The organism is Bradyrhizobium sp. USDA 4452, assembly GCF_054063575.1.
Map to the genome: position 1 here is coordinate 8166440 of NZ_JBSSGK010000001.1, position 14108 is coordinate 8180547.

Annotated in this window: 12 protein-coding genes; 7 read left to right on the plus strand and 5 right to left on the minus strand. The window is 66.2% G+C overall.

What is annotated here, in order from left to right; genetic code table 11:
• Positions 1 to 285 precede the first annotated feature (285 nt).
• Both ACVISU_RS38535 and ACVISU_RS38540 read left to right on the plus strand, forming a co-directional pair.
• The gene (locus ACVISU_RS38535) at positions 286 to 1482 is read left to right on the plus strand and encodes an RluA family pseudouridine synthase (protein ID WP_050402270.1); all 1197 of its coding nucleotides are present in this window, start codon (positions 286 to 288) and stop codon (positions 1480 to 1482) included.
• 122 nt (positions 1483 to 1604) lie between these two features.
• A complete protein-coding gene (locus ACVISU_RS38540; protein ID WP_456710423.1) occupies positions 1605 to 2819 on the plus strand; it encodes an amidohydrolase family protein in 1215 nt (404 codons plus the stop codon).
• Positions 2820 to 2873: 54 nt separating this feature from the next.
• Here the strand turns inward: ACVISU_RS38540 and ACVISU_RS38545 are convergent, their stop codons facing one another.
• The 4 genes from ACVISU_RS38545 to ACVISU_RS38560 all read right to left on the minus strand — a co-directional run bounded on the left by ACVISU_RS38545 (position 2874) and on the right by ACVISU_RS38560 (position 8238).
• Positions 2874 to 3332, minus strand: coding sequence for an N-acetyltransferase family protein (locus tag ACVISU_RS38545; RefSeq protein ID WP_456710424.1), 459 nt, complete (start codon positions 3330 to 3332; stop codon positions 2874 to 2876).
• 139 nt (positions 3333 to 3471) lie between these two features.
• Positions 3472 to 5646, minus strand: coding sequence for an alkaline phosphatase family protein (locus tag ACVISU_RS38550; RefSeq protein WP_456710425.1), 2175 nt, complete (start codon positions 5644 to 5646; stop codon positions 3472 to 3474).
• Positions 5646 to 7385 (minus strand): multicopper oxidase family protein, encoded by a 1740-nt coding sequence (locus ACVISU_RS38555; protein ID WP_456710426.1) that lies wholly within the window; start codon positions 7383 to 7385, stop codon positions 5646 to 5648. Before ACVISU_RS38555 ends, ACVISU_RS38550 begins: the two co-directional genes overlap by 1 nt.
• Before the next feature lie 397 nt (positions 7386 to 7782).
• Complete coding sequence (locus ACVISU_RS38560) at positions 7783 to 8238, minus strand: hypothetical protein (protein WP_456710427.1); 456 nt, start codon at positions 8236 to 8238, stop codon at positions 7783 to 7785.
• 69 nt (positions 8239 to 8307) lie between these two features.
• Between ACVISU_RS38560 and ACVISU_RS38565 the strand changes: the two genes are divergently transcribed.
• The 5 genes from ACVISU_RS38565 (at position 8308) to ACVISU_RS38585 (ending at position 12637) form a co-directional block, all read left to right on the plus strand.
• Positions 8308 to 9093: an ATP12 family chaperone protein gene (locus ACVISU_RS38565; RefSeq protein WP_456710428.1), complete on the plus strand. Its 786-nt coding sequence runs from the start codon at positions 8308 to 8310 to the stop codon at positions 9091 to 9093.
• A gap of 64 nt (positions 9094 to 9157) precedes the next feature.
• Complete coding sequence (fliK, locus tag ACVISU_RS38570; RefSeq protein ID WP_456710429.1) at positions 9158 to 10741, plus strand: flagellar hook-length control protein FliK; 1584 nt, start codon at positions 9158 to 9160, stop codon at positions 10739 to 10741.
• Positions 10738 to 11001 carry an EscU/YscU/HrcU family type III secretion system export apparatus switch protein gene (locus tag ACVISU_RS38575; RefSeq protein WP_050402277.1) on the plus strand — a complete coding sequence of 88 codons (264 nt, stop codon included), beginning with the start codon at positions 10738 to 10740 and terminating at the stop codon, positions 10999 to 11001. Before fliK ends, ACVISU_RS38575 begins: the two co-directional genes overlap by 4 nt.
• An 82-nt stretch (positions 11002 to 11083) precedes the next feature.
• Complete coding sequence (locus tag ACVISU_RS38580; RefSeq protein WP_456710430.1) at positions 11084 to 11896, plus strand: penicillin-binding transpeptidase domain-containing protein; 813 nt, start codon at positions 11084 to 11086, stop codon at positions 11894 to 11896.
• An 84-nt stretch (positions 11897 to 11980) separates the two neighbouring features.
• Complete coding sequence (locus tag ACVISU_RS38585; protein WP_456710431.1) at positions 11981 to 12637, plus strand: carboxymuconolactone decarboxylase family protein; 657 nt, start codon at positions 11981 to 11983, stop codon at positions 12635 to 12637.
• Between the two features lie 6 nt (positions 12638 to 12643).
• Here ACVISU_RS38585 and ACVISU_RS38590 read toward each other — a convergent pair whose 3' ends face one another.
• Positions 12644 to 13999, minus strand: coding sequence for an aminotransferase-like domain-containing protein (locus ACVISU_RS38590; RefSeq protein WP_050402297.1), 1356 nt, complete (start codon positions 13997 to 13999; stop codon positions 12644 to 12646).
• Positions 14000 to 14108: the final 109 nt, after the last annotated feature.

Here is a 14108-nt window from a genome sequence, read left to right on the forward strand (position 1 = left end):
GCCTGCGGCGAGGGAAGTTGCAGAAGCCCGCAAATGCCATATGCGATTTGCGTGACTTCGGAATATTAGAAATGTATCCCTGAGTTGCCCGACGTGTCAAGTCGCTTGGTCGCACGCCGACGGCCTCCGGCTACTTTGCATGGGGTTGTTTTCGATATTTTGGCAGCGCCCGCTTGCCGCTTGCGGCCGAACATGGCCGATGGTGCGCCGGATTCGTACCGATTTCGCCGTGACGATTCGCGGCATTTGCGCTACCCACGGGCTTAACTTCGGAGTTGCAACCCCATGAGCCGCCGCGTCAAGAGACCCCTCCGCCCAGCGGGCGACCGCGCCAAAGGCGCGCGTCCCCATCGCGGCCCGGCCGCCGAGCGGGGGCCGGCGCATCGTGCGGGCGGCAAGTCGGCGGCGGTGCGCCTTGGCGACAAGCAGCGGGCGCCCAAGCCATTCGTGCCCGAGCCGGAGGAGCGCGTCGCCGAGCCGCCGGCGCTGCCGACCAAGGTGCAGACCGTGGTGGTGACGGCGGACGAGGACAACATGCGCGTCGACCGCTTCCTCGAGGCGCGTTTCCCCGGCCTGTCGTTTTCCCACATCCAGCGCATCGTTCGGAAGGGCGAGTTGCGCGTCAACGGCAAGCGTGCGGACAGCAAGGACCGGCTCGAAGAAGGGCAGAGCGTCCGCATTCCGCCGCTGCGGCTCGATACGCCGAAGGCGGCCGCGAGCCTCTCCGAAGCCGCCAGGAAGACCCTCCAGGACCTCAAGGACATGACCCTGTTCGAGGACGCCGACGTGATGGTGCTGAACAAGCCCGCAGGCCTGGCGGTTCAGGGCGGCTCCGGCATCACGCGCAATGTCGACGACATGCTGGAGGTGATGCGCGACGCCAAGGGCCAGAAGCCGCGGCTGGTGCACCGGCTCGACCGCGAGACCTCGGGCTGCCTGCTGATCGCCAAGACGCGTTTCGCCGCGACCGCCCTGACCGGCTCGTTCCGGCATCGCTCCGCGCGCAAGATCTATTGGGCGCTGGTCGCCGGCGTGCCGAAGCCGAAGCAGGGCCGGATCTCGACCTATCTCGCCAAGGAGGAGAGCGAAGAGGACAGCATCATGCGGATCGCGGCGCATGGCGACGAGGGCGCCAGCCATGCCGTGACCTACTATGCCGTGGTCGAGGCCTCGGCGACGAAGCTCGCCTGGGTCTCGCTCAAGCCGGTGACCGGCCGCACCCATCAATTGCGCGCCCACATGGCGCATATCGATCACGCCATCGTCGGTGATCCCAAATACTTCAACAAGGAGAACTGGCAGCTGCCGGGCGGCCTGCAGAACCGGCTGCATCTGCTGGCCCGCCGCATCGTGATCCCGCACCCGCGCGGCGGCGTGATCGATGCCACCGCGCCGCTGCCGCCGCACATGCTGCAATCCTGGAATCTGCTCGGGCTCGAGGCCGACCGGTTCGACCCGATCGAGAACGCACCCGAGGAGTGACGGCGGACGCCGCCTCCGAGATCCGTTGCGGACAGCAAGAACGATCAAAGCAGCTCACTCTGCTGCGGCTATGTTGCCGCGCGCCGGGCACCGCCGGCATGCAACCATCAAAGAGGCTGTCCATGACCGGAACCTGGCTACGCGTCGTGCTTTTCCTGATTGGCTCGGCCGTCGCCTCGGCGACCGCACGCGCCGACACCGTGGTGCTGCGGGGCGGCACGCTTTACGCATCGGCTGATGCAGACGCGCTGCCGGATGCGACGATCGTGATCACGGACGGCGTCATCAGCGCAGTCGGCAAGTCCGGCGATGTCACGGTGCCTCCGGATGCGCGCCTGATCGATTGCAGCGGCAAGACCGTCGTTGCCGGGTTCTGGAACAGCCACGTGCATTTCACTGACCATGTCTGGCACCTCGCCGGCGAGGCGCCCGCCGCGCCGCTGACGCTGCACATGCAGGAGATGCTGACCCGCTGGGGCTTCACCACGGTCTGGGACCTCGGCTCCGATCCACGAAACACGCTGCCGCTGCGCAAGCGCATCGCCGCAGGCGAGGTCGCCGGTCCCACCATCCTGCTCGCCGGCAATGTGTTTCCCAAGGGCGGGCATCCCGTCTACCTGCCGCCCGAGATTCAGCTTCCCGAAGCCGCGACCCCGGAGGAGGCGGCGAAGTGGGCGCGCGACTGGCTCGCGATGGGCGAGGACGGCATCAAGCTGTTCACCGGCGCGTTCATGGGCGACAAGCCGATCATCAACATGGACCCGGCGATTGCCAAGGCAGCCGTCGATGTCGCTCATGTGCAGGGCAGGCCGGTGTTCGCGCATCCGCAGAACAAGATCGGCGTCGAGACGGTGATCGCAGCCGACGTCGACGTGCTCGCGCACACGACGCCCAGCGAGGGCAGCTACACGGATGACCAGCTGGCGCGGTTCAAGGCGCAGGGGACCGCGCTGATCCCGACGCTGTCGTTGTTTACGACGGTGGTTCTCGACCCCAACGTCACCAACCGTCTGGTGGCCGCGACTGTCAACCAGCTCAAGCAGTTCTCCGACAATGGCGGCACCGTGCTGTTCGGCACCGATGTCGGCTTCACCACGCTGTACGACACCACGCAGGAATTCCAGTTGATGCACCGCGCGCTGTCGGAACGCCAGGTGCTGGCCTCGCTGACAACCAATCCGGCGCGGTTCTTCAAGGCCGCGAAGAAGGGCAGGGTGGAGCAGGGCTTCGACGCCGATCTCGTGGTGCTCGACGGCGATCCGCTACGCGACGTCGCGAATCTTGCGAAGGTGAGCACCACGATCCGTGCGGGTCAGGTGATCTATCAGAAGCCGTGAGGGCGTTGACGCATTGGCCCGTCGCTCATGCGGCAACCCCGTGTGGCGATTCCGTCAAAGCATCAGCTTGTAACCGATATGGCTGCCGACGAATCCCAGCCGCTCATAGAAGCGGTGCGCGTCGGGGCGCGCCTTGTCAGTCGTGAGCTGCACGATATCGCAGCCTCTCGCTTTGCATTGCGTGATCGCCCATTCGAACATCCGTTGCCCGACGCCTGAGCTGCGGTGCGTCTCGGCAATCCGGACTGCCTCGATCTGGCCGCGCCAGGCGCCCAGGCGTGCCATTCCGGGAATGAAGCTGAGTTGAAGGGTCCCGATCACCGCCTCGTCCAGGGTTGCCACGGCCAGGAGTTGGTTGCGATCGGCGAGGATGGCATCGAATGCGTCGACATATCGCGGGTTCGGCGGCGAGTTCGGGTCCTCGCGTTGCCGACCCAGGAGGTCGTTGGCAAGCAGGGCGATGATGGCCCGGAGGTCGGCGGGCTGGGCCTGGCGGAAAGTGATCGATGTCATTGAGCGAGATTCCATGGCGGCGAGGTCGACGTCGCCAGACACGTTACAGGCTCACGCAGGCTATGGACATCCGGGCCGGGTACAGATGAATCCGCCGGCCTTTCGGGCCGGCGGATTTTTGTCTTGCAGGGCGCGGTCGTCAGTGGTCCCAGCCACCGTCATGATCCCAGCCGCCGCCATGATGATGGCCGCCGTCGTCGAAGTCGAAGAAATCGAACAGATCGCTGAGCGCCGGGCTGTTGACCGGAACATAGGGATTGCCGGGCGCCGCAACCGGGTTCGGGAAGTTGTCGCGGCTGCGGTTCGTGATCGGCTCCAGGCGCCAGTTCCGCTCGATGAATTTGATGATCGAGACGTGATCGGCATATTCATGCGAGATGTGACCGTGACGCGCGAACGGCGACACCACGATCAGCGGAATGCGGGTGCCGTCGCCGAAATAGTCGAGCGGCTGCACATAGCCGGAGTCGTAGTAGCCGCCGCCTTCGTCGAAGGTGATGAAGATCGCGGTGTCCTTGGCATAGTCCGAGGCCTGGACCTGGTCGACGATCTTCTTGGTGAAGCCTTCGAACAGATTGAGCTTGGAGGATGACGGGTGACCGTCGGTGAAGCCGCTCGGCTTGACGATGGAGACCGCCGGCAGCGTGTGCTTGGAGAGGTCGGCGTAGAGATCAACCGAGTCCTTGATGTGGGCTGCGACCTGGTCCGGGTGCGACATGATCGAGGTGTCGTACTGGAACGGATTGCAGATGTTGCAGTACTCGTCCGCGTTCGGACCGGCCACGCCCCAGTTGAGCTGGTAGGGATCGTTGACGTAGTTGTTCCACTGGTCGCCGTAATACTTCCAGGAGATGTTCCGCTCGTTCAGGCTGTCGCCGATGCTCTTGCGGGTCGACGGCGGGATCGTGAACGGCGTGTTGGACGGATTGGTGTCAGTGTAGGCGTTCTTGCCGTTGCCGAAATAGCCGGGATTGTAGTTGTTCAAGAGATAATAGTGCCCCGGCTCGCAGTTCGGGTTGATGTGGATCCCCTTCAGATAGTCCAGGATCGGCTTGACGCCCGGTTGACCCGGATCCGAGCAGTCGCTGTAGGAGCCGCCGCCGGACACCGGGCTGGTCTGGAAGGGCGGCGGGAAGCCGCCATTGCCGCCGGCGCCGTAGCCGTCCTCGGTGTACCAGTTGTTGGTGCCTGAAGCCGGATTCGGATTCTCGATTTCATGGACGATGCCGGCGTCGGGCGTGCCGCCGAACACCTGCGTGCCGTTCGGCGGCACCGCGGCGTTGCCGTAGGTGTCGCTGAAGTAGAGCATGTCGGCATGACCGAACATGATGTGATTGGCGCCGGTGCCGCCGTTGACGGACTGGTGGAAGTTGTCGCTCATCGCATATTTTTGCGCGAGCGAGGTGAAGTAGGGCACATCACCCTTCTGCACGTTGTAGAAGCCGAGCGCCGTCGAACCTTCGCCCGTGGTCGTCGCCGTCGGCGAGTACTCCGTGGAGAAGTTCGAAGGCTGCGCCGCACCGTTGGCGCCGGCGCCGACGGTGACTTCGACCCAGGCGAACAGATTGCCGCCGCAGCCCGACGGATTGTCGCGGCTGGCCGCCGAATGGTTGCAGTTCAGCTGCTGCCACATCTGGTAGAAGCGATGCACCGGACTTGCCGAATAGGAGTCGTAGGGCATCGCATCGTTGTTGGTGAGCTGGAACGGACCGGCCGGCAGCGCACTGACATTGCTGATGCGCTGGTCGGGGGTCTGCGAGGTCTGACCGGTGCCGCCGGACAGCAGGAACTGGTAGTACTCGGACGGCAGGCCGGATTCCGACTGCTGCGCCAGCACGAGCGACGCCTCGCAGGTGGTGATCGGCGAGCTGCCGCATTTGTTCGGGATGTAGGAGACCTTGGGGCCGCCGACCAGCGGAGCCGGCAGTTGATCCTTGGGGAAGTTCTGCTTCGGCGGGCTCAGCAGGAACGCATCGTTCAGGCCGGTATCGGTCGCTGCCTGCTGATGCGCCTTCTCGAAATTCGGCCCGCGGACCGCGTTCTTGTTGTGATCGAGCTTGACGATGCCTTGCGAAAGCAGGTTGAACACGCTCTGGTCGCGCCGTTCAGGCACGTAGGTCGCGAACACGTGGTCGAAGCTGCGGTTCTCGCCGATGATGACGATCACGTGCTTGATCGGCGATCGCGTCTCGTGTCCGCCGTGGTGATCCCAGTCCTGTGCAAGCACCGGGCCGGCGGTGAACTGACCCAGCGCAAGCGCGCTGAGGGTGAGGCGGCAACCTTGCAGCCAACGTGACTTGTGCCTGTGGCGCATTAGAGCTCTCCTTTTTGCTGGTTGAGCGGCTTGGTAGAACTTGCGGTGTCGCGCGGCACGACCCTGATGCGTCCCATCATGCCGCCGTCCTCATGCTCGAGGACATGGCAGTGGTAGACGAAGGTGCCGACGATGTTGGGATCGCGAAAATCCATGCGCAGACGCACGCTCGGATATTTCAGCATCCGGGTGTTGTAGTAGGGGATGTTGACGGTATCGCGCAGGAACGGCTCGTTGACTGCGACGCCGGACCAGTCGCGGAGCTGGAAGTGAAGCTGATGGATGTGGAAATCATGCAGCTCCATCGAGCGGTTCTCGATGATCCAGTCCTCGACGTCGCCCTGCCTCACGGTGATGTCGGGAATGTCCGATTGCGGGTCGAACGGTTTTGGCGTCTCGCCGTCGAGGGTCATGAAGAACTTGGTCGGGCTGTTCGGATCGTTCGGGTTCTCCGGCTGCTCGGAGAAGAACAGCCTTCTGACGCGCACCGGCGCGACGTTCCCGAGCCACGGCCGCTCCGGTTTCGGAAGCGGTTCGGCGCGAGCGGGCAGCACGGCCTGCGGCTCGCCGGCATCGGCTGAGGCGGTGATGGCGACCAGCGCGCGGTTGGGGTCGTTCTCGCCGGCCGGCCCGGTATCGACTGCGCGCGTCACCAGCAAGGCCGAGCTGCCGGCCGGCGGTCCTTCGACGATGAATTCGGCGCGTGAGCCCGGCGGCAGGCCGATATGGTTGACCCATTGCACCGACGGCGATGGGCTGCCCTGGAATTGCAGCGGCACGCCATCGAGCCCGACGATCCCGATCTGCTGTGGCGCACGGCCGACCAGCAGCGCGAGGTTGAGATAGGTGATCGCGGACGCATTCAGCACCCGCCAGAGCTGCCGCTCGCCGGGCTTCATCTTGAGCTGGGCCGGCGGATAGTTGGGATAGGGCACCGGCACGAAGTTGACGGAGAGATCCTTCGACGGCTTGCCGAAGCCGGTGCCGGAGTTGGCGACGTCGCCATCATTGTCGAGCTGGCTCTTGGTCATGACCGGCTCGGATTTCGACGGCGGTGCGTCGGGATTGACGAGGTCCTGGTCGCGGATCACGAGCACGCGCTCGGAGAGGCCGGCGAGCTGTGGATCGGCGCGCTCGATGCCTTCGATGATGATGGCGCCGGACGCGCCGCCGAGCACCTGCGTCTTGCTGAAGCCGTGCAGATGCGGGTGATACCAATAGAGGCCGGGCGGTGCGTCGTCCGGAATGCGCAGGCGGTATTCGAACGGCGCGTCGTCGGGCTGGATCGAGGTCTTCAGCACGTCATCCTGATGGCAGACCGGCGGCACCGTCAGCCCGTGGAAGTGCAGGTTGGTCGAGATCGTCGTCATCGCGCCGCTCGCGCAAACATCGGCCTGCTTTCGCGTCGTGCAGATCGGCGCGCCGGCGAGCGGGCGGTCGATCGCAGGCGTTGCGGTATCGAGGTCGACGATGTCGTTCTTGAAATGAATGACCAGCTGATCGCCCGGCTTCAGCCGCAAGGTCGGCGACGGCCTGCCGTCCGATGTCCGATAGCAATAACGACTCGTGCCGTCCGGCAGCTTCTGATCGTGGATGCTGAGGTCGGTTTCGAGCACGCCATCGCGGCTGCGCAATTCAGCAGCTTCCTCGATCGCGCTTCCGGGCTCGGGACGCGCACAAACGTCCTGTTGCGCGCGCGGCGCATCCTGCAAGCCGGTTGCGCCGAGCCATGCCGTCATGCCGCTCACGGCAAGCCCGAGGCAGGCCGCGGCAATGACACAACAAACGGTCGATAGTCGTCGTGCCACGCCGCCCCGCTTATGCGCCGCCACGCGCGCGCAAGCGCGCTACCGACGTCACGCGTGACGTCGGTCCACGTCTTGCGACCGCGATGGTCGACAAATGCTTCTGTTTGGTATCGGGACGCTAGCCGCGCGTTGTTGCCGAAATCTGGCAGGTTTTTAACACGCAGATGACGGTGTCTTGCGGCACTTCGACGCGGTGCGCGAGAGAGTTGTTCAAACTTGCTGAACGATCAATCGGATGGAGCATTCCCCGATTGAATTGCGGAGAAAGAAGGACACGCAGGCATCCGTCAGAAATTTTTTGCCGTCGTCACCTTCGGACGATCCGAGATCAGCGCCGGAACTGCGCCAGAAACATCCGCAACGAATCGTGCGGGCTCTCGACGTCCGAGATCACCCAGCCGTCGGGACCGTTGACGACGATGAAGGTGAGCGTGACTGCGCGGCCCTCATTGTCGAATGTCACGGTCACGTCGGTCCGGTCAAACTGCCGCCGCGGAATGGCGATCGAGATCGGGCCGAGCCGCCAGGTCGGGCTCTGCACCAGGAAATCGTAGGGTGCGTCGTGCAGGGCGGTCCAGGCGCCGCGCAGCGGGGAATCGAAGAATTGGCGGGCGGTTGCGTCGTCGCGCGGCAGGCCGTTGGAAAACGCCGGGCTGCCTCTTCCGTAGTGGGCGTAGACGTTGCGGATCAGCGATTGCGGCGAGCGGAACCCGGCGTCGGCGCGGGCGGCAGCCACGACGGCCGCAACAAGCAGAAAACCCGCGAGGATTTGGGCGCGTTCCATCAGCTTTATTTGCCGTTGTCCTTGACATATCTTGCAGGAAATCCTCCCGAACGAAAGCCGGCCGGCGCGATGCGCGAACTCTTTGACGACGTCCCAAACCAATCCCCGCTCGATCCGCAGGAGGCGGTCCGGCGTCACATCCGCACGCCGCAGCGCAAGCGCTTCTACACCAGCGCCGGCGTCGCCGAGGCCGATGGCGGATTTTCGATCTCGCTCGACGGCAAGCAGGTCCGCTCGCCGTCCGGCAAGCCGGTCGTGGTGCCGACCCGCGCCATTGCGGATGCGATCGCGGCGGAATGGAATGCACAGGGCGAGACCATCGATCCCATGACCATGCCGCTGACGCGGCTCGCCAATAGCGTGATTGAAGGGGTGATCGATCGGGTCGACGAGGTGGCCGACGATGCGGCCAAATTCCTCGGCAGCGATCTGCTGTTCTATCGCGCCGGCCACCCCGAGACGCTGGTGGCGCGCGAGGCCCAGCAATGGGACCCGATCCTGTTCTGGGCCGCCGATGCGCTCGGTGCCCATTTCGTGATGGCCGAGGGGGTCATGCATGTCGGCCAGCCTGAGCCGGCGATCAGGGCGGCGCGTGCTGCGTTCCCGACTGACCCGTGGTCGGTCGCGGCGCTCCATGTGGTGACGACCCTGACCGGCTCGGCGCTGCTGGCGCTGGCGCTGGCGCACGGCGTCCGCGACGAGGACCAGGTCTGGGCCGCCGCCCATGTCGACGAGGACTGGAACATCGAGAAATGGGGCGTCGACGAGGAGGTCGCCGCGCGCCGCGCCGCCCGGCAGGCCGATTTCAAGGCCGCCGCCGGCGTTCTCAGGGCGTTCAGGCCGGCGGCCGGTTAACGAGACCTTTACGGCGCCCGGCTAGCCTGCGGCTTGATCCTGCCGTCTGGCCGAGACCTCCGACATGGCTATCGCCGTCAATCCCGTGCTGCCGGTGCTCGCCTCGAAGGAGGCGGACAGCGTTGCACCTGATCTCACGCTGGAGGCCGGCAGTGTCGTCAACGCGCAGGTCTTGAAGGTGCTGTCGGCCGATCTGGTGCGGATCGCGATTGCGAGCCTGTCGATCGACGTCCAGACCGAGGTGCCGCTGCAGCAGGGACAGAACCTGCAACTCGCGGTCTCGCAGACCAATGACGGCATCCGCTTGCAGCTGGTCGGGCCGGGGGCTGACACGGGCGATGCCGTGCAATTGTCGCCAGCGGCGGCCAACGTCACCGCTGCTCCCCAACCCGTCGCCGCGGCCCCGAAGGCAGCGCTGTCGCCACTCGAGCGCATCACCATCACCGCAACGGCGCAGCATGCGGCGGCGGTGCAGGGCAGCCAAGCGCCGCTGTTTGCCAATCTCGCCGCGGTCGCTACCGCCAATCTGCCGCCGAAGCTGCAGGCCGCGATCGCGCAGGTGCTGGCGCAGCAGACCGGCCTCGACGAAAATCTGAGCGGCGACGCGGTCAAGGCCGGCTTCCAGAAATCAGGCCTGCTGCTCGAGGCGACGCTCGCAGCGGGCGTTGCGCCGCCGAGCGGCAGCGCGCCCGATCTGAAGGCCGCGCTGATCGTGCTGCGCCAGGCGCTGACCTCGCTCGGCGCCGGCGATGCCGCAAAGCCCGCATCCACGCCGCTGCAGCAGTCTGCGCCGGCGAGTGCAGGCACGGCGCCGAGCCTCGTGCCATCAGGCACACAAGGCCTCGACGTTCAGGAGATCCTGCTGCCGCAGGCCCGCGTGCCGCTCGCCGAAGATATCGCTCGCGGCGGCGCGACCGGGCTCGCCGGCGCACTCGCGGATGCACTCGATGCCGGTCCGTCATCTGGCGGCGCGCTCAATCTCATTCAGGAAGCGCTGCATGAACTCGGCAACCCGGCGCGGCAGGGCGCTGTGCCGCGGGAGATGCTGCCCGGCGATCTGTCCGCGCGCGGCGGCACGCCGCCACCGCCGTTTCACGGCGCGCTGCCGTCGGCGCAGGCCATCGCCGAGCCGTCGATTGCATCAGGCACGCCGCTTCCGACCGCCGCGCATCGCCTGCTGGAAAACACCGACGCGGCACTTTCGCGGCAGACGCTGCTGCAAATCGCTTCGCTGCCGGATCGCGGCGACGGCTCGCGTCCGCAGCTCGACGCCATGGTGCCGCGCTGGAATTTCGAGATTCCGTTCCTGACCCAGCAGGGCACGGCGATGGCGCAGTTCGAGATTTCCCGCGACGGCGGCGGCACCGAGGTCGAGGCCGCCAAGCGGGTGTGGCGGGCGCGCTTCACGCTCGACGTCGAGCCGGCCGGGCCGGTGCATGCGCTGGTCTCACTGAATGGCGAGCGCACCTCGGTGCGGATGTGGGCCGAGCGTCCCTCGACCGCCGCGCAGCTGCGTGCCGGCGCTTCCGAACTGAGCCAGGCGCTGACCCGGGCGGAGCTCGTGCCCGGCGACATCGAGATCCGCGACGGGAGTCCGCCGCAGCCCGCGCCCGCGCGCGCCGGCCATTTTCTGGACCGCGCATCATGAGCGAGCCGCAGAACCAGCTCGCGGTCGCACTGCATTACGACCACGCCGGCGCGCCGCGCGTGGTGGCGAAAGGCAAGGGCGCGATCGGCGCCAAGATCATCGAGGTCGCCAAGGCCAACGACATTCCGATCGAGGAGAACGAGGTGCTGGCCGGCGCGCTCTCCAATGTCGAGCTCGGCGACGAGATCCCGGCCGAGCTCTACAAGGCCGTCGCCGAGGTGCTGGTGTTCGTGCTGCGGATGTCGGGCCGGGCGCGCTAACTCCTGTTGCCATCCTTTCACCACGATGGCATCAACCATCGTGGTCAACCCGAAACAGTTCAGGCCTTTCGTGAGTCACGTCGTGATCCATCGCCGCCATGCGCTCGGTCTGCTTGCTGCCGCCGCCATTGTGCCTTCGCGCAGCTTCGCCAACGTGTCCTACCAGCGCAGCGAGTTTCGCGAGGACCTGCAAAAACGGTTCTTCGATCTCGGCACCGAGGGCACCTTCGTCGGCTACAAGATCGAGGACTACCTGATCATCGCCAGCGACAAGGTTCGCTCCGGCGAGGGCAAATTGCCGGCTTCGACCTTCAAGGTCCCGAACGCGCTGATCGCGCTCGAGACCGGCGTGGTGCAGGACCCCGACAAGGATGTGTTCAAGTGGGACGGCATCACGCGCAGCATCGAGGCCTGGAACAAGGATCACACGCTGCGCTCGGCGCTCGCGGTGTCGGCCTTCCCGGTGTTCCAGGAGATCGCCCGCCGGATCGGCGCGGAGCGGATGCAGAAGTATCTCGACATCATCGACTACGGCAATCGCGACATCGGCGGCGGCATCGACCAGTTCTGGGTGACGGGCAATCTGCGGATCGATCCGGTGCAGCAGATCGATTTCCTCGACCGGCTGCGCCGCGGCGTGCTGCCGGTCGGCAAGCGCAGCCAGGAGCTGGTGTGCGATATCCTGCCGGTGACGAAGGTCGGCGACGCCGTCATTCGCGCCAAGACCGGCCTCACCGACAAGGAACACGGCTCGCTCGGCTGGCTGGTCGGCTGGGCCGAGAAGGGCAGCGACGTCACGGTGTTCGCGATGAACATGGATTGCAAGACGCAGGCGCAGATCGACGCGCGGATGAGCGTCACGCAGCAATGCCTCACCGATATCGTCGCGCTGTGACGACCTGACCTGCGTCCGCCACGGCTGGTGAGTGCCGCGCGGCTCGACTAGCATCCTCCGACAAAAGCAGAATCGGAGGAAACCATGCAATCGGCATCCGTCTGGCTGTCGTCGCTCACGCTGGCCGCGGCCGGCGGCTGGGTCGCGGCCACGATGTTCTCGGCGCCGGCCACCAGCAAGGAGCCGCGCTTCCCACAGCTCACGATGGATCAGCTGAGCGACCAGCAGCGGCCGCTCGGCGAGGCGATCATGAAGGTGTCGAGCGTCGGCATCGGCGGGCCGTACAATCCGATGATTCGCAGCCCGGTGCTCGGCCAGCGGCTCTATGATCTGTTCTATTATCTGCGCTGGCAGACCTCGGTGCCAACGAAGCTGAACGAGTTCGCGATCCTGATCATCGGCCGGCAATGGCGCTCGCAGGTCGAATGGTTCGCGCATGCGCCGCTCGCGGCCAAGGCCGGTCTGTCGGCCGACGTCATCGCCGAGCTGAAGGCCGGCAACCGTCCGTCGAAAATGGCCGACGATGAGGCCGTGGTGTACGATTTCGTCACCGAGCTGACCACGACCAAGAAGGTCTCCGACGAGACCTATGCGCGGGCCAAGAAGATCTTCAACGACCAGCAGATCGTCGATCTCACCGCGGTCGCCGGCAATTACGTGATGGTCGCGATGCTGCTGGCGATGGCGGAAGAGACGGTGCCGCCGGGCAAGGAAGAGCCGTTCAAAGTGGGTGAGAAGTAGGGCGCTCTAGCGCCCGATCGCGCGCTGCAGGGCCGGCATCAGTTTCGGGTCGCGGCATTGCGCGACGTTGAAGCGCATGAAGCCGGTCGCTGATTGCGTGGTCGAGAACACGTTGCCCGGCGCCAGCACGATGTTGTCGGCGAGGGCCGCGCGCGCGACTTCGGCGGAGTCGCAGCCGTCGGGCAGGCGGCACCAGAGCTGGAAGCCGCCGCGCGGCATCAGCCACGGCTCGATGCCGATGCGCTGCAGCTTCTCGCCGACGTCGCGGCGGGCGCGTGCCAGCCGCCGGCGCAGTTCCTCGACATGCTTGCGGTAGAAGCCGGTCGCCAGCACGCTCGCGATGATCTCGGTCGCGACCGCGCAGGGGCCGCCGAACCCGGTCGCGACCTGCAGGTCGACCAACTGCTCGATCCAGTCGGCGCGGCCAGCGATGAAGCCGCAGCGCAGCGATGCCGACAGCGTCTTGGAGAAGCTGCCGATCCGGATCACGCGGGTGAGCCCATCGAGCGCTGCGAGCCGCGCCGACGGCTCGGGCTCGAAATCGGCGAAGATGTCGTCCTCGACGATGGTGAGGTCGAAGGCTGCGGCCGCGTTCAGCACGCGGTGCGCGGTCTGCGGCGACATCGTCGCTCCGGTCGGATTGTGCAGCCCGGACACCGTGATGTAGAGCCGCGGCCGCTCGGCCTCGAGCACGGCCTCGAAGCTTGCGACATCGGGCCCCGACGGGGTGTAGGGCACGCTGACAAGCTTGACCTGATGGGCGCGCAGCAGCGCGCGGAAATTGAAGTAGCAGGGATCGTCGACCAGCACGGTGTCGCCGGGCCGCAGCAGGAAGCGGCAGATCAGGTCGATCGCCTGGGTGCCGGACATCGTCAGCAGCACCTGCTCGGGCGACACTTCGAGACCCTCGCCGGCGAACCGCGCCATCAGCATGCGGCGCAGCGCCAGCGAGCCGCGCGTCGCACCGTAGTCGGCTAGGACGGCATCGTCGGCCCGCGCCAGGCCGCGGAACGCGCGCCGCAGCGCCTCGGTCGGCATCCAGTCGGCCGGCAGCCAGCCGCAGCCCGGCTTCAGCGCGCCGCTCACCGCGTCGAGGGATTGCCGCGACACCCAGAACGGATCGACGGCGCGGTCGCGCTGCGGCTGGTCCTTGGCCAGCGCGAGCGGCGGCAGCGCCGCGGACGAGACATAGAAGCCCGAGCCCGGCCGCGCCCGGATCAGGCCCTCGGCGGCGAGCCGGTCATAGGCCTCGACCACGGTCGAGGGCGAGACGCCCATGGTCGCAGCGAAGCTGCGGATCGAGGGCAGGCGGTCGTCGGCGCCCAGCGCGCGGCTCGCCACCTTGGCGCGGATCGCGTTCATCACGTCGGCGGTGCGCGTCGCCTTCGGCGCATTCGATGGCTGTCGCAAGTGTATGACTACCTTCACCCATACAGTACGGCTATATTGTACTGATCCGTAGCTGCCTTGA